Here is a 22,670-nt window from a genome sequence, read left to right as displayed (position 1 = left end):
AACGTAACTGACGAGAGCGGTGGACCGGAAAACGGAAACGCTGGGTCGTCCGCATCGCGGACGACGAGTCCGACTATTCGGCGTAGTAGTACTCGCCGGAGCGCTTCTGCTCGCGGTCGAGTTGTGATTCGGGCTTGTTGATGCGCGGGCGCGAAGTGCGCTCGTCGCGGCGGAACGTGATGTCGAGGTCCGACAGGAAGTCGTTCATGCCGTTTCGCATCTCCTGTGGCTTCGAAGCGTGCCCCTCGATAGACGGTTCGCCGTCGAAGACCATCAGGCGGTCCGCCAGCAGGTCCATCATGTAGATGTCGTGGTCGATGACCATGACCGTCGCGTCGTGGTTCTCGGCGTAGCGGCGAATGGCCGACGTGGCCTGCACGCGCTGTTCGACGTCGAGGTGGGCCGACGGTTCGTCGAGCAGGTAGAGGTCGGCGTTCTGCGAGAGACACGCGGCGATAGCGACGCGCTGGCGCTCACCGCCGGAGAGGTCGGTGAGGTTGCGCTCCATGATGCGGTTGAGTTGCAACGGGTTCGCAATTTCCGTGTTCCAGTACGACGAGCCGAACTGGTCGGTGATGGACGACAGGAAGGCGTCCACGCGCATCGGCTGGTCGATTTCGATGTACTGCGGCTTGTACGAGATGTCGAGCGCGAAGTCGAGTTCGCCCATGTCGGGCGTCAGGTCGCCCGTGAACAGTTGAGCGAGCGTGGATTTACCAATCCCGTTCGGGCCGACGATACCGAGGACTTCGCCGTTGTAGATGGTCCCCGAATCGACGTCGAGGGAGAACTCTCCGTCGCCGTAGGACTTGCTCAGTTCGGGGTACTCGATGAGGGGTTCGGCCTTCGTGGTCTCGCGCGGCGCGTGTTCCTCGAAGGTGATTGCCTCCGGGCGGATACGCATGTTCTCGTTCGTGAGGTATCCTTTCAGATACTCGTTGATGCCGTTCCGGACCGATTTGGGGTCCGTGACGACACCGTACGCGCCGGGTTCACCGTACGCGACGTGGAGCGTGTCGGCGAGGAGGTCGAGGATGGCGAGGTCGTGTTCGACCACGAGCACTGCGCGGTCTTCATCCTCGGCGAGTTCTCGGATGAGACGCGCCGCAGTGACGCGCTGGCCGATGTCGAGGTACGGCGAAATCTCGTCGAGGAAGTAGAAGTCGCGGTCGCGGGCGAGGGTCGCTGCGAGCGCGACGCGCTGGAGTTCCCCGCCGGAGAGCGTGTCGATGTGGTTGTCGACGACCGGGCCGATGTCGAGGCGGTCGATGTAAGAATCGAGCGCGCCGCGTTCGTCGGTCGCCTCCAAGAGTTCGCGGGCTTTCCCGTCGAACTGCTTGGGAATCTGGTCGACGTACTGCGGCTTGCGGGCGATGGTGACCTCGCCGTCGCGGACTTGCTCGACGTAATTCTGGAGTTCGGTACCGCGGAAGCGGTCGAGGACGGCCTCCCACGACGGTTCGTCGTCGTAGTTGCCGAGGTTCGGCACCATCTCGCCGGCGAGGGCGCGGACGGCGGTCGTCTTCCCGATACCGTTCGGGCCGAGGATACCCGTGACAGACCCCGATTCGGGGACGGGCAGTCCGTACAGCGAGAAGGCGTTCTCGCCGTACCGATGGGTCGGGTCCTCGTCCAGTTCGGACGGGAGGTTGATGATTTCGATAGCGTCGAAGGGACACTTCTCGACACAGATACCACAGGTCTCACCGAGACAGATTTCCTCGGAGATGCGGACCTGGTCGGGACCGCCCTGTTCGGCGTCCTCGCCGCGAAGCGTGATGCACTCTTTGCCCGTCCGGTTGGGCGGACAGAAGTTCGAGCACTCGTAGCTACAGCGGTCCGGGGAACACCGGTCCAAGTCGACGACGGCGATACTATCGTCAGCCATTGTTAGAGCTGAACACCTGAGGTCAGCAGGATGGCGAACGAGATGAACCAGAGCGCGAAGGTCATGAACACGACGTAGATGTAGTCCTTCGCCCCGAACCCGTTGACATCGACACCGATGACGCGGAGCACCGGGAACTGTGCGAGAACGAACGCACCGAGAATACCCACGGCCAACTGATTGGTCGCGGCCTCGGCGGTCGTCCCCACCAGAACCCCGGAAAGCACCGCTGCGGCGATGCCGGAGAGGCAGGCGAGTGTCGTGACCGTCACTCCACGAATATGACTGGAGAGACCGGTCTGCGTTTCCGTGGCCATGTGTCCTCGTCCGGTATCCGGCATCAAAAGGCGTTCGTTCCTTCCGTCGCATCCGGCGATAAAGCGTTGTCGGCCAATCCCGGCCAACAAGGTTTATGCTGGTTGCGCGTTTCGATTCGTAACGATGACTGGAACAGAAGAGGAGAGTCTCGACGACCTCCCACCGAGTGCGAAGCTTGTTTTCAAGGTACTCGAATACAACGGTCCGCTCACCCAGAAGGGCATCGTGCAGGAATCGATGCTCTCGGCCCGAACTGTTCGCTACGCACTCGAACGACTGGAAGGAATCGGCATCGTCGACGAGGATGTCTACTTCGCCGACGCTCGTCAGAATCTCTATCAGCTAACCGACCTCGCACCGAAGCAAGCGCAGGCGAAAGCAGACGGCGGAAAGGAAAAAGCCTGCTGCGCTGAATAACCAGAATCACACCCACACTTCGCAGTCGGTATCACGAGAAACCAGTTGCGACGTGCCGAAGTAGTCGAAATCGGCCGACGAGTGGTTGTCCCCGCTGTCAGGCCGGAACGACTGAAATCTGTTGTTTCTTGTCGATTGCGTTCTCGAGTTCCTCAGCGATGGCGCTGCCGCGAGAAACCTGAATGTCCCCCGCCGCGGCTGACAGTCGCCGTAAACAGGTACTGGTTATCGGCACGGACTTCGACCGTCTCGCCGACGTGGCCGTCCATCCGGATGACGACGTGGCGAGAGGTGACCTCCGGCGTGACGACGATGGCCTCGTCAGCCTGACCGCCGCCCGATGCGCCGCCTGCTGCGGATTGACCGCTCGCTGCCGACTCGTTACCCGAGGGTTTCTCGTCGTGCGTCCGGACGTCGATATCGATGCCGAGGCGGTCCTCGACGTCCGAAATTCGGCCGCCGCCCTTGCCGATAACGTAGGAGATGTCGTCTTCTTCGACGTAGACGACCGCGCGGTTCTGGCCCTTGAGGTCGACTTCGACGTGTCCGCGGGCGATAGAGCGAATCTCCCGCTCGATTTCCTGCTTTGCGAGGCGAGAGACGCCGCTTTCCTTCTCGTCGTCCTTCTCGCCCAGCGGGACCGTGACGACCTGCCGGTTGAACGTGTAAATCTCGTACTGCGGGCGGCCGGTTTCGAAGTCCCGAATCTGGATGACCGGACGCGCGAGGTCCTCCGCGAAGAGACCCTCGGGCACCTTCACTTCGGTGCTCACGTCGTAGACCGTGTGGACCTCACCGTCTTCGATGTAGACGACGGTGTCGACCACCTGCGGAATCATGCCGAGTTCGACACGGCCGACGAGGCGCTGGAGCGCATCGATGGCGCGGGTTGCGTGGACGACGCCGACCATGCCGACGCCGGCGAGACGCATGTCGGAGAAAACCGAGAAGTCCTCGGTCTTTCTGACCTCGTCGTAGATGGTGTAGTCGGGACGGACGAGAAGCAGCGAGTCGGCCGTCTTCGCCATATCGCCGCCGAGTGCGGTGTACTGGGTGATGTCGGAGCCAACCTGCAGGTCGCGCGGTTTCTCCATCGTCTTGACCGCGTAGTCGTTGTCGTTGAGGAACTCGGCGACAGCCTGCGCGAAGGTAGACTTCCCGGCACCGGGCGACCCGGAGATGAGGACGCCGCGCTGGCGCTCGGCGAGTCGGTCGCGGAGTTCGTCGGCGAACTCGTAGTCGTCGAGTTCGGTCTTGACGATGGGACGAACGGCCGTGATTTCGATTCCGTCGGCGAACGGCGGGCGGGCGACGGCGATACGGTAATCGCGGAACTGGACGATATCCATCCCCGGTTCGGAGAGTTCGATGAATCCGTCGGGCGACGCGCGAGCGGAGTTGACGATGTCGTCTGCCCACTCTTTCATCGTCGCCTCGTCGGTCACCTCGTCGGCGATGGTCTGGTAGTGCATCTCGCCGATGGCACCGCGTTTGGCCTTCGGCTTGGTGTCGGTCTTGAGGTGGACCGACATGGTATCGTCGTCGAAGAACCGCTCGATGATAAGCCCGCCAGAACCGCGGACCTCGGCTTCGACGAACTCGACACTCAGTCCCTTCGCCTTCGCAACTTCAGCCTGTACCACGTCGCTCGTCAGCAGCGTCGCCGAGCGGTCCGTGGCGATGTCGCGGATGAGCGCGTCGATGTCGCCCTCGTGGGCACCCTTCGTCTCGCCAGTACTCGGACGACGACCGACGTACTGGAGGTCGATGACGCCGTCGTCGGCGAGTTCTGCGAGGCGTTGAAGCTCGGAGAGCCCTTCCCACCCCGTGTCGCGGCCGTCGTTGGCCTGCGATTCGAGTTCGCTGACGACTGCTTCGGGGACGAGAACGTCGGCACCCTCGTAGGTGCCGTCGTCGACTCGCTCGGACACGCGACCGTCAATGACCGCGCTCGTGTCCGGCACTATCTTCATGCGCGAGATTTTGAGCGGGGGACGGATAAGGATATAGATAAAGTAGGTGAGTAATCGCCGGACAGGCGCGTACTCGTGGGTCAGTCAGTCGTCCGCAGGCGAAGCGGCAGATTGCGTCTCCTCGACAACCTCGAACGAGCCGACGAGTCCATCGAGGTCCGCCGCCCGCGACGAGAGAATAGCCGCCTGCTCTGCGAGGTCCCCGATAGATTCGGACTGTTCGTTCGCCGTTTCGACGACCGTCTGGGACTGTCCGGCCGTCTCCTCGGAGATGTTCGCCACGTCGTCGACGCGGGTTGCGATATCCTGTGCAGACTGAGCCTGTTGGTCGGTCGCGGCGCTCATCTCGGCCACGCTGGCGTCGATGTCGGTGACCATGTCCACGATGGTTTCGAACTCGCCGATTGCCTCACTGACGGTTTCGAGGCTGTCGGAGACCTGCTTGTTCATCTCCCGGACGTCCGTGAGCGTCTCCTCGGAGTGGTCAGTAATATCCGCGATGAGTGCCGAAACCTCGTCGGCCGAGTCGCGAGTCTCCTCGGCGAGCGACTTGACCTCCTCCGCGACGACGCCGAAGCCGTCGCCCGCCTCGCCGGCATGAGCCGCCTCGATTGCGGCATTGATAGCGAGTAAGTCGGTCTGTGACCCGACGTGGTCGATGAACGCGGCGATTTCGTCGATTTCCTCGATACCCTCGGCGAGTTCGGCCACCGCGTCGGCGGTGTGGTCGATGCGTGCTTCGACAGCGTCTAACTCCTTCATCGCCGTGGTCGCAGCGTCTCGACCGGCCTCACCGCGCTCGGAGGCCGTCTCGGCGGTCTCGGCGACCTCGTCGGCGGAGGCGGCAATCTCCTCAACCGTCGCCGAGAGCGTGTTGAGTTCGTCGGCGACCGTCTGAAGGTGGTCCGTCTGTGTGGTCGCCCCGTCGGAAATCTCGGTGACCGAGGCGGCGACTTCCTCGCTCGCAGCGTTCGCTCGCTCGACGTGGTTCTGTGCGGTGGCGCTCATCTGCGAGACCTCCTGTGCGAACGACTGCACCTCGCCGATAGTCGTCGAAAGCGTGTAGACGAGGTCGTTGTAGGTCTCCGCGACCGCCTCGTAGCGGTCGTCGTCGACCCCCCAGTTGGCCGTGTCGATGGTCGCCGTGAGGTCGCCCGACTGGGCGCGCGAAGTCGCTTCGGCAAAGGCCTCGACGAGGTGCTGGAGGTTGCGCGTGTAGTCTGCGAGATTGCGGTGCATCCGGTCGAGAGCGTCACCGAACTCGCCCGGTAAATCTTCGTCGAGCGCCGGGTCGTCGAACTGCTGGTCGGCCAGCGCGCTCGCTTGTGAGGCGACGATACAGACGTGTTCGTGCATCGCTCCGAAGTCGTCGGCGAGGGCGGCGACTTCGTCTTTCCCGTCGACGTGTGGAGGGTTCGCCGACAGGTCACCCGCGGCGACGCCGGCCGCGGACGACGAAATCGCTTCGATTGGTGAGACGATATCTTTGCGGGTGATGAGAACCGTGTTGACGAAGGCGAGCGTTGCTCCCGTCAACAGTAGCCCAGTGAGTACGAGTCGCGTCGTACCGGTTGCAATCCACGGCAGCGCTGCCTGCGCGAGCGAGACCGTGAACTGAATACCGACCGCCGCGACGACTTTTCGTTCGACCGAATCAGATACCCTGAGGACGTCCATCGTCCCCCACAGTATCCGTTCGTACGCCGAAATGAGGGCCATAGACTGACGTTCCGATGATATGTAATAAGTCGATTTACCCGTTCTCACATATTGATAATTTACCGTGCTCCGTCGGGGCGCCGTACGCTTTTCTGTCAACCGCGCGATGAGGTAGCATGGACGAACTTACTGCCCTCACGTCGGACCTCGTCTCAGTTCCGAGCCATCAAGACGAGACGGCCGTTGGCGATTTTATCGAGACGTGGCTCCGCGACGAGACGGATTCAAGCGTAATCAGAGATGAGAATGGGAACGTCGTCGCCCGAACGAACTCGGGCGTCGGTGAGTCGCTCGCACTCGTCGGCCATCACGACGTGGTGCCGCCAGCCGACCGGCAAGTAAGAGACACCGGTGATTATGTAGTCGAGAGACGCGACGGTCGCCTCTACGGCCGCGGCGCAGCGGACATGAAAGGAGCCGTCGCTGCGGCGATGCTCGCGTTCCGAGACGCCGTCGATTCGGCCACGAGCGAAGTCGTCTTCGCCTCGTTCGTCGGCGAGGAAGTCGGCGGCACGGGTGTCCGTGCGGCCCTCGACAGCGGTCTCGAACTCGACTACGCCGTCGTCGCCGAAGGCTCGACGAACTACTCCGGTGCGGACCGAACCGACGTGGCCGTCGCCCACCGCGGCCGTCGGGCGAGTACGCTCGTCGCAACCGGCACCGCCTGCCACGCAAGCGAACCCGAACAGGGCGAAAACGCCGTCTACCGTGCCTGCGACGCCGTCGACGTGGTCCGCGACCTGAGCGTTCCTGCTGCCGAAGTTCTCGGACACGCCGTCTCGGGGAGCGCCACAGTGACCGGAATCGACGGCGGAAGCGCGTGGAACGTCATTCCGGACCGCTGCGAAATCACCATCGACGAACGAACCGTCCCCGGCGGATACGCCGACTTCTCTGAAGTCGAATCCGTCGAAGGCGTGGAGTGGGTCGTCGAACAGGACTTGCCCCCGATGGCGTGTGACGACGCCGAGTTCGCCGACCACGTCCTCGACGCGGCCCGTCAGGTTCACGAAGCGCGCGGCGACGAGGACCCACAGCAGGTGACGAAGCCCCACGCCACCGACGCCGGGTGGTTGGCGCAGGAGGGGACGACCTGCGTCGTCTACGGCCCCTCGGAACCCGGCGAGGCGCACACGAAAGACGAGAGCGTGTCGTTGGACGTACTGGGGCGGTGTTACGAGACGTACCGGGCGCTTGTGGAAGGGTGGTGAGTGGCGTCGGAGAACACTTCGGCGACGACGACCGACCAATACACGAGCGGCGATTATTTGACTACCCACGGGCGGCGACAGCTGGACAGCTCACAGGGAGGGACTGAAAGGGGCCGCGTCCGGGACGAAGGCGGACGATGCAAGGACCGCAGGTGCGAGCGAAGCGAGCACCGAGGACCACAGCGAGTCCACCGAGTCGCGGACGCGGGGGCTTTCGGGATGTTGTGAACCGCTACAACGTCGACGAAAACGTGTGCAACACCGAAACCACACGCAACGACTGCTGATAATAGTAAGAAACCCAACCCGAATAGCCGTCTCCTTCGATTTAATACGCCCCGAGCCCGACCAGACACGACATGGCACAATCCTCCACCGAAGCGAAATCGGCGTACGAGCGACTGCTCACGAAGTACAAACGAATCGCCAACGTCGAGAAGGCGGGCGGCCTGCTGTCGTGGGACCAGCAGGTCATCATGCCCGACGAGGGGACGCCCGCGCGCTCCCAGCAGATGTCCACGCTCTCCGCGCTTAGTCACGAACTCATGACCGACGAGGAGTTCGGCGAACTCCTCGAAGCAGCGGAGGCCGACGACCCGACAGACGAGCAGGCCGACGTACTCCGTGAGATTCGCCGTGATTACGAACGCGCCGTTCGCGTCCCGAACGACCTCGTCGAGGAGATTTCGGCGACGTCTTCCGAAGCGATTACAGCGTGGAAGGAGGCAAAAGCCGAAGACGATTTCGAGACGTTCGCGCCGTATCTAGAGAAACACGTCGAACTGAAGCGCAAGTACGCAGAACACATCGACCCCGACCGCGACCCCTACGAGGTGCTCTTCGAGGACTACGAACCCTGCCTGCCGCTCGAACAGGCCGAAGAGATTCTCGCCGAAGTGCGCGAAGTCCTCGTCTCGATGATCGAGGATATCCGCGAGTCCGACGAAGAACTCGCCGTCGACGCCTTCGAAGGCGAGTTCCCGGCCGGAAAACAGGAAGAACTCGCCCGCGACGCGCTCACGACGCTCGGGTACCCGTGGGAGCGCGGCCGTCTCGACACCGCGCCGCACCCGTTCTCGTCGGGGACGCAGTTCGACGCCCGCGTGACCACTCGCTACGACGAGTCGGACCCGCTCGGGTCGCTGTTTTCGACCATCCACGAGTTCGGCCACGCGCTCTACACGCTCGGCCTGCCGGACGAACACTACGCGACGCCCCTCGGTGAGGACCGCGACCTTTCGGTCCACGAATCGCAGTCGCGCCTCTGGGAAAACCACGTCGGACGCTCCCGCGCCTTCTGGCAGCACTTCCTGCCGACGTTCGAGGAGCACTTCCCCGAGACCGACGCGACGGTCGAAGACGCCTACGAGGCGGCGAATCAGGTGTACGAGGACAACCTCATCCGCGTCGAGGCCGACGAACTGACCTACCACCTGCATATCGTCATCCGGTTCGAACTCGAACGCGAACTCGTCTCGGGCGACCTCTCGGTCGAGGACGTGCCGGAAGCGTGGAACGACAAATACGAATCGTACCTCGGTATCCGCCCGGAGACCGACTCGGAAGGCTGTCTGCAGGACATCCACTGGGCCTACGGTAACTTCGGATACTTCCCGACGTACTCGCTCGGGTCCATCATGGCTGCTCAACTGTTCGCCGCCGCGGAGGAGGATATCGAGAACCTCGACGAGAAAATCGCCGACGGCGAGTTCGACGACCTGCGTGAGTGGCTTCGCGAGAACATCCACCAGCACGGCCGCCGCTACGAGACCAACGACCTCGTAAAGCGGGCGACCGGCGACGACTTCACCGCAGACGAGTTCATCGACTACGTCGAATCGAAGTACGGCGAACTCTACGACCTGTAGGGCGTCGAGAGACGCTATCACGCCGATTCCCGGAGAATCAGTCTCGTCGCAGGAACTAAATAGTGGTATGCCATATCATGTCGTGTATGGCCTCAGCACCCAGTGACGACTTGTTCGACCAGTTCTTGACCGACCGCGGTCACGAGATAGAACCGGTACGCTGGGACCGATCCTATAACAAATTGCAGTGCCCCGATTGTGGGGCGTTGCACGACATGGGCGCGGCAACCTGCTCCGTGTGTGGGTGGGTGCCGGAGGTCTAACGCGTCCGAACTGACCAAGCCACAGCACCTGTTCTCGACGCTCCCAAATCCTGTTTGGTGATGCGTCTGCGAACGCCCGGCGAGATATTCCACACCGGGCGCGTTCGCCCTCGTCCGAAGCACGTCGCTTATCACAGATAAGACCGTGAACGTGTACAATGAGCGATTCCGACGTGACCGTCACCCGCCTGTTCGGAGGACCGGGTAGCGGGAAGACCACGGCCTTGCTCGACAAGGTCGAGGCAATTCTCGAACAAGACGGCGTCACCATCCGCGACATTCTCGTCGTCTCGTACACCCGGGCCGCAGCGGCCGAGGTCCGTGAGCGACTCGCCGAACGACTCGATATCAACCCGCGTTCGCTGAAGGGGAACGTCTCCACGATGCACGCGAAGGCGTACGAACTACTGAGTCTCTCGCGCAACGACGTCGTTGGCGAGAAGGCCAAAAAGGAGTTCTGCGAGGAGTACGGTATCGAGTTCGAAGACGAGTACGGCGGTGCCGGCCGTCGGACCGCCCGGTCGACCACCATCGGCAACAAAGTTATTGCAACGAGTCAGTGGCTCCAGCGCACCCGCCGCGACGTAGCCGACTGGTACGACGTACCCTTCCAGTGGAACGTCGAAGAGGTTCGTCTCCCGCCGGAGGTAGACCCCAACGCGCAGGAAGGAAACAAATACACGCCGACGTGGCCGTCCGACGACGACCGCATCGACATTCCGGAAGCAATCCGGGCGTGGCGCTCCTACAAGGGCGAAAACGACCTCGTCGGCTTCGCGGACATGCTTGAACGGGTCAAGCAGCGCGCGCTCGTCCCGAACGTCGACTACCTCGTTATCGACGAGTTCCAGGACATCACCACACTCCAGTACGACGTGTACGAGGAGTGGAAACCCCACATGAGGGGTGTCCTCATCGCGGGCGACGACGACCAGGTCGTCTACGCGTGGCAGGGTGCAGACCCGAACCTACTTCTCGACGCGCAACGCGACGAAGACGAAGTACTCCCGAACTCCTATCGACTTCCGTCGAACGTTCTCAACGTCGTCAACCACGAGATTCGGCACATCGACAAGCGCCAAGAGAAGGACCTCAAACCCCGCAAGGAAGGTGGCGCAGTCGAAGCCGTCGAGAGTCCCTCGATGCTCGAACTCGCCCGGAACGTCCGGTACACCGTCGAACAGGACGAAGGAACCGTCATGGTCCTGTTCCGCGCTCGCTACCAGATGTTCCAGTTCATCGATGAGTTCCTCCCGTCGGGCATCCCCTTCTCGACGCTTACCGACCAGCGCATGTGGACCGACCGCCTCACCCAGTACGTCCGCGCTGTCGAAGCTATGGAGGCCGAGGAACCGGTCGACGGATTGGAGGCACGTCGCCTCGCCGACATGCTGCAGGACTCCGCGTTCGGTACGAACGACCGCGACGACCTGTTCGACGCCATCGACGAGCGCCAAGAGTCCGAAGGTGTCGAGGACATCACGAACATCGAGTTCACGCCGAAGGAAATCAAGAACTTCGCACCGTTTGCCCCCGACGGAACCTCCGCGAGCGACATGGTCCGCAAGGTGACGAGCTTCCAGCGAAAATCCATCGACGCGTACTTCACCGGCGAGTATCAGGAGATGGACCCGAACCGCGTCCGCGTCGGTACCATCCACTCCGCGAAGGGTCGCGAAGCTGACCACGTATTCATGGCGACCGACCTGACCGAGAAGGTCGTCGAGCAGATGGCCGCGTCCGTCTCCGACGAAGAACTCGAAGCCCGCGGTATCGAGGAGTTCACCGCGACGACGAGTCCTGTTCCGCTCGTGACCGACAACGAACGCCGTGTTTTCTACGTCGGCATGTCTCGCGCACGCGAGCGCCTCATCCTCCTCGAAAACCTCGTCAGCGGCGCACCGACGCTGCCTATCAGCGTCCTCCTGCACAACGAGATTCGCGAGGGAGACGCCCAGGAACTCGTCGACGAGGCACAAGAACCGCCCGCACCCGAACCCGAGGCGTAATCCACCCGTGCCGTCCGATTCCCGAGGCGGTGCCGCTATCGATGCGGCCATCAGCGAACGCGATGCCGTCGGCTTCGTCGCCGTCTGTCGCGGTGACGGCCCGACGGGTCGCTACCTCACCGGCCGCAGGCTCGACACCGACTTCGTGTTCGTTCGCATCCCCGGCGAGACACATCTTCGCGTTCCGTCGACTGTCGACCGTCCCGAACTCGACGATGCGGTCTCCGTCCGTGTCGACGACAGACCCGCCGGAAAAGCCGCGGCGGCCGTTCTCGGCGAACACGCGGCCGAAGGAACTGTCCTCGCGTCACAAACCATTCCGTACGATGCCGCGCTCCATCTCGAATCGGCGGGCTACGACCTCGCCTCGACGACAGTGCTTCGAGATGCACGCGCGGTGAAAGACGAAGACGAACGCGAGGCCATCGAATCGACGCAACGAGCCGCCAAGCGGGGTATCGGCCGCGCCGCCGAGATACTCGCCAAATCGATTGTGTCTGCCGAGAGTGACGAGACCGGTTCCGACGACGTGCTCGTCTGGGACGGCGCGCCGCTGTCGACAGAACGACTTCGCCGACAGGTGAACGCGATACTCGCAATCGAGGGCGTCGATGCCGCGGGTGCGACGACGGTTCGCGCCGGAAACCGCGGTGGAAGCGACGGACGTGGGGAAAGCACTGACGGCGACGACGGCGACAGCGACGACGGCGACAGCGACGAACGCGATGGCCGTGCCGGACGCGGGTCAGCAGTCGAACTCGTCGCCGACGAGCCAATCGTCGTCTCGGTGGCTCCGCGAGGCTCCGCCGGGTATCGCGGGGCGCTCGCGCGAACCTTCGTCGTCGACCCCGACGGCGGGTGGGAGCGCCGGGCGCACGTCGCTTGCGACGCCGCCCGCGACGTCACGCTCGTCGAAGCCGACCCCGGTGCGAGTGCCGGATTCCTCGGAAGCGAGATTCGCGCGGAGACGGCCGCGTTCGGGTTCTCGATGGACGAGGAAGTGACACGAGACGTTGGCGGCGGCATCGGTCTCTCGGCACGGGAAGACCCGCCGCTCGACGGTGATAGAGAACTCGCTGCCGGAAACGTTCTCAGGGTCCGCGCTGCGGTCACACACTCGGAACACGGTCACGTCGAACTAACGGACGTGCTCGTCGTCGAAGAAGACGGCCCACGGATGCTCGTCGACGCGCCGACCGGTCTCGACCCGAGTCGGTGGTGACGACCTGCGTCACCTCACGTCCGAAATCGAGACTACTGCTCGTCGTCCCTACTTCTCGTCGTCCGGGTCCTTCGCGACGCCGCCAACGACCTTTTCGGCGGCAATCGCTGGAAGGTCCTGCGGCATGGTGAGGTACTGCGGGAGTGCGACCATGAGTACGGCCAGGAACACCATCCCGCCGCCGAAGACCGTCTGGCCGTCGGTGAGGAGGTTCAGCCCGAAGATGCCGACGGGCAGGGCGAAGATGAGGGTCGCACCGAGACCGACCATGTCCAAGATTCCGAGTCCCATCGAACGCCGATAGTCTACGTGCGGACAAAAACGTCGCGGCCCGAGTTAATCGAGCCTCTTGTTAGCTCTCGCTAATCTCATCCGAGACACCATTAAGCCGTCTCCGGGTCGATAACGTACATGGTCGCCGTCACGGCCGGGATGCTCGTGGTGTTCGCACTTGTGGTCGTGACGATGGTCCTCTTCATGACCGAAGTGGTACCGCCGGATATGACCGCCATCGGCGTTATCGTGGCGCTCGTCGTTCTCGAACCGTGGACGCGAGTCGACCTCCAGACCGGCCTTTCGGGCTTTTCGAGCACGGCGACGATTACGATTCTCTCGATGTTCGCCCTCAGCGAGGGGGTTCGGCAGACGGGGGCGATTCGACTGCTCGGTGATGCGATCTCGCAGTTCACCCATGGCAACGAGAACAGATTACTCGGTGCGGTCGTCGGGCTAACCGGGCCAATCGCGGGCATCGTCAACAACACGCCGGTCGTGGCGGTGTTCATCCCGATGGTCTCCGACCTCGCCGACCAAGCGCAGGTGTCGCCGTCGAAACTGCTCATACCGCTTTCGTACGCCTCGATGCTCGGCGGGACGCTGACGCTCATCGGCACTGCAACGAACCTCGTCGCCAGTGAGGCGTACGCCGTCACGACCGGGAACCCGCCGTTTTCGATGTTCGTTTTTACGCCCCTTGGTGCGCTCGTGTTCGTCGTCGGTTCCGTGTATCTCTTGACCGTCGCCCCGCGGCTCCTTCCCGAGCGAATCGAACCGGGTAACAGAACGGCGAACTACGGCGTCGAGCCGTTTCTCGCCCGGGTGCTGGTCCCGTCTCGGTCCCCGCTTGTCGGCGCGCCCGTGAGGGAAGTCGCCGACGACACCCACCGCGACCTCAACGTCGACGTCCTCGACGTGCTCCGCGGCGGCGAACACTTCATCGCCGCCGACTCCGACCGGGAGGTGACGGCACGGGATATTCTCACCGTCCGCGGCGACCCCGCGACGATTCGTCGATTCTGTACCCTCGCCGACCTCCGATTTCTTCCGCGGGCATCCGTGACCGATGCCGAACTCGACCACCCCGAACGCGTGACGCTCGTCGAACTGGTCGTCCCGCGGGAATCAGGACTCATCGGCGAAACTATCGGGGAAGCGCGCCTCCGCGAGCGATACGACGCGACGGTGCTTGCCGTGCGCCGGCGCGGTGGCGACCTCATTCGCAAACACTTTCGGGATGTCGAACTCCGCACCGGTGACTCACTGCTCCTCCAGACGACGAACGAGGCGGCACGATACCTTCGCGAGAGCAGTGATTTCGTCGTGACGAGCGAGGTGTCTGAGAAAGTGATGGAACAAAACGGAGGGCTGTCACCGACGACAGGTCGGGCGTTTGCCATCGTCGCGGCGGTCATCGGACTGGCAGCACTCGGCGTCGTTCCCATCGCGATTGCCGCGCTCGGTGGCGTCGCGGCGATGGTCTCGACGGGATGTCTCTCGACGAGTGAGGCCTACGAAGCGGTGAGTTGGAACGTTATCTTCCTCCTCGCCGGGGTGATTCCGCTCGGTCGCGCACTCCAATTGACCGGTGGGGTCACGCTCATCGCCGACTTCCTCGGCATCGCCACGGCGTACCTCCCCGCGGTCGCCATTCTCGCCGCGTTCTACTTGCTCACGGGGCTTTTGGCGAACGTCATCACGCCCGTCGCGAGCGTCGTGCTCGTTGTACCCGTCGCCATCGACACGGCGTTCAGGCTCGGCGCGGACCCATTCGGCTTTGCCATCGCCGTCACGTTCGGCGGGAGCACCGCGTTTATGACTCCCATCGGCTACCAGACGAATCTCATGGTCTACGGACCCGGCGGATACCGCTTTACCGACTACCTCCGCGTCGGTGCGCCGCTGCAATTACTGCTGACGGTGGTGACGACGGTCGGCATCGTCCTCCTGTGGGGAATCTGACTTCATTCAGCCTGTGTTTGTTCAGAAGAGGTCTCGCTCGTGCTGTCTAAGTTCGAACCGTCTCTGCTATCCGAGTGTGAACCGTCTCTGCCGTCCGAGTTCGACGGCGAGTAGGCTGCCGGACCCGATGGGAGCGTCTCGGGGTCGTCGATGCTCAATCCCGTAGTGACGAGCAGACGCAGTCCACGGCGGACCGGCATGTCGAGTTCGCGGATTTCGTCGTCCGAGACCATGATGAGCGCGCCAGCGGTCGGGTTCGGACTGTGGGGAAGAAACACCGTGTAGAGGTCCGTTTCGAGCGCATTCACCACCGGCGACGGTGCCTCGTTGGTGACGAACCCAATCGAATAGACCCCCTCTCGCGGGTACTCGACGAGGACGACCCGGTCGTAGCCCGCGGTCGGTTCGGTAAGCGACTCCGAAACTTGCCGGACGCCGAAGTAGATGGTGCGGACGAGCGGGAGGAGTTTGACACCGCGTTCGAAACTACCGAAGAGTCGCTGGCCGAGGCTTATCGACGCGAGGTATCCAATGAGTGAGATAGCTATCGCGATGATGAACGCCGACAGCACCTGCGAGATTAGGACGATATCTCCCGAGTAGTTGAGCACCGTGGCGAGAAACGGCGTGACCTGTCGAACGAGTGGCCGTAGCGTCGTGGTGATACGGTTGAACGTGAACTGGAGGACGAACACGGTCACGGCGAGGGGCGAGACGAGGATTAGCCCAGTCACGAAACTGCTTCGGAGCCGTGAGAGAACGGTCATACGGGGACTGCGACCGATAAGAGTAAAATTGTATGGTCGAGTTAGCATGGCACATTCCTCCCGGACAGAAAACGCGGACTGCGAAACAAACGGCATCCATCACAGAAACGTGATAGAAAACAGAAATGAGAATGGTTAAGTCTCACCTCCCAAAGCAGTCAGTATGTTCACAGGCATTGTGGAAGGCTCGGGCGAAATCGTCGGCGTAACTGACACCGAGGGTGGTCGCCGCCTCCGCATCCGGACCGACCTCGCGTTCGACGACCTCCATCACGGCCAGTCCATTGCCGTCTCCGGCGTCTGTCTGACCGTCGAGGAGTTCGGCGACGACTGGTTCGAAGTCTTCCTCGCCACAGAAACCGTCGAGAAGACGTACCTCGGCGAGGTTTCGGAGGGCGACCGAGTCAACCTCGAACGCGCACTTGCGGCCGACGACCGGTTCGATGGGCACATCGTTCAGGGCCACGTCGACGGGACGACGACGGTCACGAACGTCGAACGAGTCGGTGACGACTGGTTCTTCGAGTTCGACCTCCCCGAGTCGCTGTCGAACTACGTCGTTCAAAAGGGGTCCGTCTGTCTCGACGGCATCAGCCTCACCGTGGCCGACCGGCGCGAGGACTCCTTTACTGTAGCTATCATCCCAACAACCTACGACCTGACGACGCTCTCCGAGAAGGACGTTGGCGACCCGATTCACGTCGAAGTCGACGTGATAGCGAAGTACGTCGAGTCGATGCTCGAGGGGTACACAGAGCGGTTACTGGTCGAGTAGACGGCTACTCGAAAATCGTCGACTAACGACGTTTTCGCGGTTCAGTCTTCGAACTCCGTCCGCTCTGACGTGAACGCCGCTGCACTCGGGCCGTTGTCGTGGGCGTCGTGGTACGCGTTACTGTAGCGGTGGAGTTTCCCGATAAGGTAGAGACCGAAGACGCCGTCGTAGATGATGACGTACACGAGGAACGACGGAAGTTCGCCGAGTCCCGTTATCGCCGAGACGGCGGTTGCGCCGAGACCGACCGTAGAGTTGTACGTCGCGTGGACGAGCGCCGCGAGGAGCAGTCCCTTGATGACGATTGGGCCGGCGTTCTCTCGGTTGAATTTGGCGAGGCCGAGGTAGTAGCCAGCGATGGCCGAGTAGATGACGTGGCCCGGACCGGCGAGTGCGCGAACCGCCGTAATCGTCCCGCCAGCACCGATGATTCCGACGCCGCTTGTGACACCGAGGTCGAGTCCGGAGGCTTGGAGGTTACGCGTGATGTACAGCGCGTTCTCGATGGTCGCAAACCCGAGTCCTGCCATCGCACCGTAGACCGCTCCGTCGATGACGGCGTTGAAACTGTCATGCGAGTAGGCGTAGAGCCTGACTGCGAGCAGTTTTACGACCTCCTCGACCGGGCCGACGACGAGATAGAAGAAGATGACGGAGCCGATGAAGCCGACCGACAGCGAGAGTTCGCTCGCAATCTGCTGGCCAGCGTTGCTCAAAAGCGAGTTGAGGACGGCCGCGAACGTCGCCGTGAGGACGCCGAGGAGGAACGTCACCACGAGTAACCACAGCGGCTCGTTATCCGTCACATCAGTGTAGTAGACGTACCCCGCGAGCCCGAGCGCCGGGAGGGCCGAAAGCAGCGTGAGAAACCCAACCTGCGGGTCGGTAATGGCGGAGAGGCCACCGATTAAGGCGAGGATAGTGAACGCTGTGAGTACGATAACGGCGCGAGACGAGACGTGCAACAGCCAGTGGAACGCCACCACGAGGCCATCGACAGAGGTTCGCTCCTCCCACGTTGCGATATCATAGAGGTCCGTCTCCCCGTCGGCGGCGCGTTCGACCGGGTCCTGTCTCCCTTCCATTAGGTGAAAAAGAGGGATTCATTTGGGTAATAGCTTCGCCCTGAGGCGACGCCGCGCCCGACCGAGCGAAGTTAAAACCTTCAACCCAAAGGGCGGATATGCACTTCGACCCCCGCGAACAGGCGGCGCTCCGCGAGGTCGGCCTCGATACCGACGACCTCCGGGCCGCGTCGGACCTCGTGAGTGACGCAGTCGAATCGGATGCCGAAAGCATCGAACAGTTCTTCGGCGACGGCGGCACGTTCTACTCCGACATGGAGATGGCCCACAGCGCCAGCGACGTACAGGAACACACCGTCGACCACGTCGACACCTACACGCACGGGGCTGAACTCCGTGGCTACCTCAAGTTCGATTCGTGGGGCGTCCCCATCGAGGGCGGACGCATCCTCTCGGAGGACGTAGTCGAACTCACGCTCGGACCGACCGTCGAAGGGCGCGTGAAGTTCGCTCACGACCCAGACGACCTATGAAGGTCCGCGTTCGGGGCATCTACACCACGGCGCTGACTCGGTTGTTCCTCGACGCCGGCCACAACATAGTCCAGGCCTCCGCGCCGATTCGAGAGCGGTTCGACACCGAGTTCGAGTCTACGGACCACGACGTGTCGGTCGAAACCACGCGAAACCGACAGGGTGTCGGCGCGATGGGAACGCCCGACGCAGTCGCCACCGCTACCGAGCAGTTGTGCGACCTCGGCATCGACACCTTCGCGTGGGACGACCCGGCCCCGACCGGTGCGGTGTTCGACGCCCGCGTAACCGAGACGCTCGGCGGCGGTGCCATCTGCGACCTCGGCGAGACGGAAGGGTATCTTTCCTACGGCGACTTCGACGGCCGTGTCGAGGTCGGCGACGAGGTCCGTGTCCAGATTTCCGAGTCGGCTCCGCCGTGGGCGAGTCGTCGCGCAGAACTGACGGGCGACATCCGCGCTATCGCCGGTCTCGCCACGCTCGACCCGGATACGGATGGCGTCCGCGTCGACACGCGAGACGAAGCCGCGGCCCGCGAACTCGCCGGGATGACCGACCTGCTCGGCGGTGACCCGCCGGAGGGGTGGGGAATCCGCTGGCACAGAGACGCCGTCGATGCCGACATGAGCGCGCTCGACGACGCGCTCGACCGGGCCGCCGAGGTCGCCAGCGAACTCGACGCAGCTCTCGACGAACCGGTCGATGCACCCCGCACGGTCGCCGCACCGACGGCGACGAACTGGGTCTGGTTCGGCCGCGAGACCCGTTTCGAACTCGACAAGCATCGTCGAGCCGTCGAGACGACGATGCCCGGCCATCACCGGACGAAGGCCGCGTCGCCGAAGGCCTCCGCGGGTGTCGACCTCGCCGAAGCACTCTGCGCATCGGTCGGCGACGGCGAATTCCCGTTCGGCGTGGTTACTGCGCAGTTCGGCCCACGCGAGGGCGACGACGTGGAAATCGGCCACGGGAAGCCCGACGGCCGACTCATCACTCTCGGCTCCGGAGAGGTTTCGGAATACGACCCCGAAGGAACCCTCGAACTCCGCCGCCAGATGACCGGCGGCGGAACCTACGACGCCCTCGGCGTCGACCGCGAGTCGGGCGACGTGGCGATAACGAAGTTCCGCGAAGGACGCTGGTGGTACCCAACCGTCTACCGAAGTTCGGAAGGCGGGGTGAAGGGGACTTACGTCAACATCTGTACTCCGGTGGAGTGCTTCCCGGACCGGATTCGCTACACCGACCTCCACGTCGACGTGGTGAAACACGCCGACGGTACCGTCGAGCGTGTCGACGACGACGAGTTAGAAGAGGCGGTCGAAGCCGGACATATCTCGGCGGAACTCGCGGAGAAAGCGCGGTCGGTGGCGTCGAGTCTGGAGTCGGCGCTGTCGGGATAACATCGCCTCGTCTGTCAATACGAAGTGATTTCACGGGGTGAGGATGTGCTTCCCAACGAATGGTTGACGCTGTGGCATTCGATTTGGGTGGGACGTTATTTCACGGAGAGAACGACGTTTCGAAGGCGACGGCGGCCCTGTACGAATGCCTGTGTGAGAGTGGATACGAACTCGAAGCGTCGGCGTTCGAGTCGATTTTGAGGGACGCCAGCGCTCGGTTCGCAGAGCAGTACCACAGAGACTATCGCCGGTTCCACTTCGGGACGTTCTCGGAGGTCTTTTTCGACGTGTGGGGGGAAGACGTCTCGGTGGAGGAGAAAGCGTCCTTAGACCGACTGTTCTGGGAGACGCGCTTGCAACACCAGCATCTGGACGAGCACGCCGAATCCGTACTTCGATTCTGTCGCCGTCAGGGCTTCGTCACAGGGGTCATCTCGAACGGGAATCGGATGATGACCGAGACCCGCCTTGGGTCCGCTGATATCGCGGACAAGTTCGACGTAGTGCTGTATTCGACGGCGATTCAAGCGGAGAAGTCGACCGTCGAACCGTTCGAAATTTTCTTAGACGAAACCGGACTCGACGGGACGGACTGCGTCATGGTTGGAGACCGACTAGACGAGGATATGTGGGCCGCAGAAGTCGGCATGACGACCGTTCACGTATCGAGAGAGTCGCCCATATCGCGGGGACCTGAACGAGAATCGGATTGCGAAATCGACAATCTCGACGAATTACCGCGGCTCATCGGTGAACTCATGTAACTACCGCGGTCTGACTCTGAACCAAACCGAGCGAAGCGAGGTTCGGATTTTTGTCGCCAGAACACGGTACGTTCTGGCTGAACAGCCAGAAGTCGACGACTTCTGGCGGTGGTCCAGATTTTTTGGCAGGGTTCGAGGCGATGAAGTCGCCGAGGACCCTGTTAAAAAAGGTGGTTAGAAATGTCCAGGGCCTTCGTCGCCGTACTGCAGTTCCCCGCCGCGACCGCCTTCGACGGTACTGCTCCCGTGGTCGCCCGAACTGGGGACTTTGACCTGTACGTCCGTTATCTCGTCGAACGTCATGATGAGGTCCGACTGAATGTTCTGGGCGGTGATGTTGGAGATGCCGCATCCGGCGCAGGCACCGCCGAGTTCGACGACGACCTCCCCGGACTCGGCATCGGCCTTGCGCACGACGCTGTTGCCGCCGTGCATCTGGATGATGGGCATCTGGCCGACCATCCACGTCTCGACGCGCTCTTTGAGACTCTCCGACTCGTCGCTCATGTTCAGAAGCTTCGTAGCCCACGTATGAGAATGAAACGGTTCTCACCACTCACGAACAGACGAGAGAAAGGCTGTCCCGGTTGTTCGTGATAGATTCGTGTGGTCGGTCGACGCACCACGTCACTCACTACGGCGACGATGCCGAGACCACCAGCTAGCAGCCACGAGCGCGGCGGTTCCAACGCCAAGCCCGAACCCCGTCGCGTCGGTCGTAGTGGATGTCGGAGTTGTCTCGGTCGCCGATGCCGTCGGCGTCGATTCTGCTCCGAAAGTCGCCGTCCCCGCGGAGTTGTGTGTGTTGTGTGATGAGTTAGTCGACGGTTCAGCACCGAGCGGCGGTGGGTCGCGTTGCTCGCCGGCGTGGTCGGGAAACGTGTAGAGCGCACCCAACCCGTCTCGGCCGCCCCAACTCGACGCGGCGAAGACGCCCTCGTCGGCGAAGGGGTAGGCGTACTGCGCGGTCCAGAAACTCGCACGAGTGGGGTCGCGCCACCACGCGAGTTCCACCGGGTCGGTCGGGTCCGATACGTCGTGGAGCTTCACACCACCACGGTACCACGAAGTGTAGAGGTGGCCGTCGTGGAAATCGAAGTTGTGTGCGGTGGTCCAGACGCCGCCGAACGTCGGGTCCGGGCTGGTCGGGGGGTCGATTGTCGATAGTCGCGTCGGATTCGACGGGTCGGAGATATCCCAGAGTTCGACTCCGCTCGGCCCGCCGACGAGGTCCGTCGTCTCGTCGTCACGTTCGATTTCGACGCCCCACGACTCGATGCCGACGCCGAGCAGGTCGCCGGAATCGTCGGTTGCGACGTAATGATGGTTTCCGGGCGGTGTTCGGCCCGCAAGTTGGCGCTGGCGAATCGGAAGGTCCGCAATCGTGTCTGGGTCACCAGGTGAGACAGACCCGAGTACCGAGGGGTCATCGGGGTCCGAAAGGTCGACAAGCCACGTACCAGCGTCCCAGAGTGCGATGTGCGCAATCTCGTCTTGGACCCACACGTCGTGGACGGCCCGAACCCCCGATGGAACGGTGGCCCAGCGCTCGTCCGCCGAGACGACGGACCAGCGACCGAGTTCGTCACCGGTCTCGATGTCGAGGACGACAAGCGGGTTTTCGTCGCCGTCGTTGGCGGTGAGATACGCTCGTCCGTCGGCAGCGAAGCAGTTGTGGATGGGGAATTCCGTCTCGTAGAAGCCGTGTTTCTCGGGAGCGTGTGGGTCGGAGACATCGACAACGAGGACGCCAGTTGGCGCACCCGGAAGCGGGTTCGCCGGACCGACGACGAGGAGTGTGTCGTCGTCCAGTTTCACGTCGAAGATGCCACGCAGCGGACCATCGTCGCGGTCTGCAAGCAGGTTGCGCCGCTCGGCGATGATGCGCGGCCGGTCGGGAGTCGAGATGTCGACTATCACGTAGCCGGTCGTTGCGGCGACGAAGGCCGTTTTCCCGTCGGGCGAGAGGACGGCTTCCTTCGCGCCGTCGATATCGATGCGGCCGAGCGGTTCGAACGGGCCGGGATGGGCGACTGCGGTGTGAGACGTGCCGGTGACGCCTGCGAGGAGGGCCGCACCGGTCACGTGAAGGAACTGGCGGCGGTCCACAGCTAGTCTCTGGGGCCTGAGGGGAAAAATAGGACGGCGACTGTCAGGACAGGGGCATACTTGCTGGGCTGTAGAGTCACTGAGAATTGGAACGACGCCGAGGGGTGTGGGTGGGTGGGTGGGTGTGGGTGGCCCCATCGGCGTCGAATGGTCGGCAGTGGTGGTGGG

The 22,670-nt window shown here is 62.8% G+C and carries 19 protein-coding genes and 1 pseudogene; 11 read left to right on the top strand and 9 right to left on the bottom strand.

Annotation, left to right across the window (positions count from 1 at the left end; translation table 11 throughout):
* Positions 1 to 73: 73 nt before the first annotated feature.
* Both HFX_RS01890 and HFX_RS01885 read right to left on the bottom strand, forming a co-directional pair.
* A complete protein-coding gene (locus HFX_RS01890) occupies positions 74 to 1,888 on the bottom strand; it encodes a ribosome biogenesis/translation initiation ATPase RLI (protein ID WP_004058061.1) in 1,815 nt (604 codons plus the stop codon).
* Between the two features lie 2 nt (positions 1,889 to 1,890).
* The gene (locus HFX_RS01885; protein WP_004058063.1) at positions 1,891 to 2,205 is read right to left on the bottom strand and encodes an EMC6-like membrane protein; all 315 of its coding nucleotides are present in this window, start codon (positions 2,203 to 2,205) and stop codon (positions 1,891 to 1,893) included.
* Between the two features lie 124 nt (positions 2,206 to 2,329).
* Between HFX_RS01885 and HFX_RS01880 the strand changes: the two genes are divergently transcribed.
* Entirely contained in the window at positions 2,330 to 2,623 is a 294-nt protein-coding gene (locus HFX_RS01880; protein ID WP_004058066.1) for a MarR family transcriptional regulator, read from the top strand.
* Positions 2,624 to 2,720: 97 nt separating this feature from the next.
* Here the strand turns inward: HFX_RS01880 and HFX_RS01875 are convergent.
* Both HFX_RS01875 and HFX_RS01870 read right to left on the bottom strand, forming a co-directional pair.
* Positions 2,721 to 4,596 (bottom strand): annotated as a pseudogene (locus HFX_RS01875) (ATPase, T2SS/T4P/T4SS family).
* A gap of 84 nt (positions 4,597 to 4,680) precedes the next feature.
* Complete coding sequence (locus HFX_RS01870) at positions 4,681 to 6,315, bottom strand: methyl-accepting chemotaxis protein (protein ID WP_004058070.1); 1,635 nt, start codon at positions 6,313 to 6,315, stop codon at positions 4,681 to 4,683.
* Between the two features lie 116 nt (positions 6,316 to 6,431).
* Here HFX_RS01870 and HFX_RS01865 point away from each other — a divergent pair, with 116 nt between their 5' ends.
* From HFX_RS01865 to HFX_RS01850, 5 genes are all read left to right on the top strand, one after another.
* Positions 6,432 to 7,526, top strand: a complete 1,095-nt coding sequence (locus tag HFX_RS01865; protein WP_004058072.1) for a M20 family metallopeptidase — start codon at positions 6,432 to 6,434, stop codon at positions 7,524 to 7,526.
* A gap of 359 nt (positions 7,527 to 7,885) precedes the next feature.
* On the top strand, positions 7,886 to 9,394 hold the full coding sequence (locus tag HFX_RS01860; protein WP_004058080.1) for a carboxypeptidase M32: 1,509 nt from the start codon (positions 7,886 to 7,888) through the stop codon (positions 9,392 to 9,394).
* Between the two features lie 86 nt (positions 9,395 to 9,480).
* The gene (locus HFX_RS20545) at positions 9,481 to 9,657 is read left to right on the top strand and encodes an HVO_0416 family zinc finger protein (RefSeq protein WP_320051488.1); all 177 of its coding nucleotides are present in this window, start codon (positions 9,481 to 9,483) and stop codon (positions 9,655 to 9,657) included.
* Positions 9,658 to 9,815: 158 nt separating this feature from the next.
* On the top strand, positions 9,816 to 11,666 hold the full coding sequence (locus HFX_RS01855; protein ID WP_004058084.1) for a UvrD-helicase domain-containing protein: 1,851 nt from the start codon (positions 9,816 to 9,818) through the stop codon (positions 11,664 to 11,666).
* 7 nt (positions 11,667 to 11,673) lie between these two features.
* A complete protein-coding gene (locus tag HFX_RS01850) occupies positions 11,674 to 12,888 on the top strand; it encodes a M24 family metallopeptidase (RefSeq protein WP_004058086.1) in 1,215 nt (404 codons plus the stop codon).
* A gap of 48 nt (positions 12,889 to 12,936) precedes the next feature.
* On the opposite strand, the gene HFX_RS01845 is transcribed toward HFX_RS01850, so the two are convergent.
* Positions 12,937 to 13,179 carry a DUF7533 family protein gene (locus HFX_RS01845; RefSeq protein WP_004058089.1) on the bottom strand — a complete coding sequence of 81 codons (243 nt, stop codon included), beginning with the start codon at positions 13,177 to 13,179 and terminating at the stop codon, positions 12,937 to 12,939.
* A 120-nt stretch (positions 13,180 to 13,299) separates the two neighbouring features.
* On the opposite strand from HFX_RS01845, the gene HFX_RS01840 reads away from it, so the two are divergent.
* Positions 13,300 to 15,126, top strand: a complete 1,827-nt coding sequence (locus HFX_RS01840; protein WP_004058091.1) for an SLC13 family permease — start codon at positions 13,300 to 13,302, stop codon at positions 15,124 to 15,126.
* Positions 15,127 to 15,128: 2 nt separating this feature from the next.
* Here the strand turns inward: HFX_RS01840 and HFX_RS01835 are convergent, their stop codons facing one another.
* Positions 15,129 to 15,893: a DUF502 domain-containing protein gene (locus tag HFX_RS01835; RefSeq protein ID WP_004058093.1), complete on the bottom strand. Its 765-nt coding sequence runs from the start codon at positions 15,891 to 15,893 to the stop codon at positions 15,129 to 15,131.
* 163 nt (positions 15,894 to 16,056) lie between these two features.
* Between HFX_RS01835 and HFX_RS01830 the strand changes: the two genes are divergently transcribed.
* Entirely contained in the window at positions 16,057 to 16,668 is a 612-nt protein-coding gene (locus HFX_RS01830; RefSeq protein WP_004058095.1) for a riboflavin synthase, read from the top strand.
* Positions 16,669 to 16,709: 41 nt separating this feature from the next.
* Here the strand turns inward: HFX_RS01830 and HFX_RS01825 are convergent, their stop codons facing one another.
* Positions 16,710 to 17,753 (bottom strand): PrsW family intramembrane metalloprotease, encoded by a 1,044-nt coding sequence (locus HFX_RS01825; protein ID WP_004058098.1) that lies wholly within the window; start codon positions 17,751 to 17,753, stop codon positions 16,710 to 16,712.
* Positions 17,754 to 17,851: 98 nt separating this feature from the next.
* Here HFX_RS01825 and HFX_RS01820 point away from each other — a divergent pair, with 98 nt between their 5' ends.
* From HFX_RS01820 to HFX_RS01810, 3 genes are read left to right on the top strand one after another with little or no spacing between them, the layout of a single operon-like run.
* Positions 17,852 to 18,226, top strand: coding sequence for a DUF7532 family protein (locus HFX_RS01820; protein ID WP_004058099.1), 375 nt, complete (start codon positions 17,852 to 17,854; stop codon positions 18,224 to 18,226).
* Complete coding sequence (locus HFX_RS01815; protein WP_004058101.1) at positions 18,223 to 19,629, top strand: DUF402 domain-containing protein; 1,407 nt, start codon at positions 18,223 to 18,225, stop codon at positions 19,627 to 19,629. The genes HFX_RS01820 and HFX_RS01815 overlap by 4 nt, the downstream gene beginning before the upstream one ends.
* 59 nt (positions 19,630 to 19,688) lie before the next feature.
* Positions 19,689 to 20,393: an HAD family hydrolase gene (locus HFX_RS01810; protein WP_004058103.1), complete on the top strand. Its 705-nt coding sequence runs from the start codon at positions 19,689 to 19,691 to the stop codon at positions 20,391 to 20,393.
* Positions 20,394 to 20,567: 174 nt separating this feature from the next.
* On the opposite strand, the gene HFX_RS01805 is transcribed toward HFX_RS01810, so the two are convergent.
* Together HFX_RS01805 and HFX_RS01800 are read right to left on the bottom strand one after the other, a co-directional pair.
* A complete protein-coding gene (locus tag HFX_RS01805; RefSeq protein ID WP_004058105.1) occupies positions 20,568 to 20,900 on the bottom strand; it encodes a NifU family protein in 333 nt (110 codons plus the stop codon).
* Between the two features lie 120 nt (positions 20,901 to 21,020).
* A complete protein-coding gene (locus HFX_RS01800) occupies positions 21,021 to 22,502 on the bottom strand; it encodes an LVIVD repeat-containing protein (protein WP_004058107.1) in 1,482 nt (493 codons plus the stop codon).
* Positions 22,503 to 22,670: the final 168 nt, after the last annotated feature.

It is taken from the genome of Haloferax mediterranei ATCC 33500 (assembly GCF_000306765.2).
Lineage (GTDB): Archaea > Halobacteriota > Halobacteria > Halobacteriales > Haloferacaceae > Haloferax > Haloferax mediterranei.
This window is presented reverse-complemented; position numbering and strand designations above follow the sequence as displayed.

Excerpts from the sequence above, each read along its gene's own strand:
- HFX_RS01825 (WP_004058098.1), bottom strand. The coding sequence starts at position 17,753 with ATGGAAGGGAGACAGGACCCGGTCGAACGCGCCGCCGACGGGGAGACG.
- HFX_RS01885 (WP_004058063.1), bottom strand. The coding sequence starts at position 2,205 with ATGGCCACGGAAACGCAGACCGGTCTCTCCAGTCATATTCGTGGAGTG.
- HFX_RS01880 (WP_004058066.1), top strand. The coding sequence starts at position 2,330 with ATGACTGGAACAGAAGAGGAGAGTCTCGACGACCTCCCACCGAGTGCG.
- HFX_RS01860 (WP_004058080.1), top strand. The coding sequence starts at position 7,886 with ATGGCACAATCCTCCACCGAAGCGAAATCGGCGTACGAGCGACTGCTC.
- HFX_RS01840 (WP_004058091.1), top strand. The coding sequence starts at position 13,300 with ATGGTCGCCGTCACGGCCGGGATGCTCGTGGTGTTCGCACTTGTGGTC.
- HFX_RS01805 (WP_004058105.1), bottom strand. The coding sequence starts at position 20,900 with ATGAGCGACGAGTCGGAGAGTCTCAAAGAGCGCGTCGAGACGTGGATG.
- HFX_RS01855 (WP_004058084.1), top strand. The coding sequence starts at position 9,816 with ATGAGCGATTCCGACGTGACCGTCACCCGCCTGTTCGGAGGACCGGGT.
- HFX_RS01845 (WP_004058089.1), bottom strand. The coding sequence starts at position 13,179 with ATGGGACTCGGAATCTTGGACATGGTCGGTCTCGGTGCGACCCTCATC.
- HFX_RS01820 (WP_004058099.1), top strand. The coding sequence starts at position 17,852 with ATGCACTTCGACCCCCGCGAACAGGCGGCGCTCCGCGAGGTCGGCCTC.
- HFX_RS20545 (WP_320051488.1), top strand. The coding sequence starts at position 9,481 with ATGGCCTCAGCACCCAGTGACGACTTGTTCGACCAGTTCTTGACCGAC.
- HFX_RS01830 (WP_004058095.1), top strand. The coding sequence starts at position 16,057 with ATGTTCACAGGCATTGTGGAAGGCTCGGGCGAAATCGTCGGCGTAACT.
- HFX_RS01810 (WP_004058103.1), top strand. The coding sequence starts at position 19,689 with ATGGTTGACGCTGTGGCATTCGATTTGGGTGGGACGTTATTTCACGGA.
- HFX_RS01815 (WP_004058101.1), top strand. The coding sequence starts at position 18,223 with ATGAAGGTCCGCGTTCGGGGCATCTACACCACGGCGCTGACTCGGTTG.
- HFX_RS01835 (WP_004058093.1), bottom strand. The coding sequence starts at position 15,893 with ATGACCGTTCTCTCACGGCTCCGAAGCAGTTTCGTGACTGGGCTAATC.
- HFX_RS01870 (WP_004058070.1), bottom strand. The coding sequence starts at position 6,315 with ATGGCCCTCATTTCGGCGTACGAACGGATACTGTGGGGGACGATGGAC.
- HFX_RS01890 (WP_004058061.1), bottom strand. The coding sequence starts at position 1,888 with ATGGCTGACGATAGTATCGCCGTCGTCGACTTGGACCGGTGTTCCCCG.
- HFX_RS01865 (WP_004058072.1), top strand. The coding sequence starts at position 6,432 with ATGGACGAACTTACTGCCCTCACGTCGGACCTCGTCTCAGTTCCGAGC.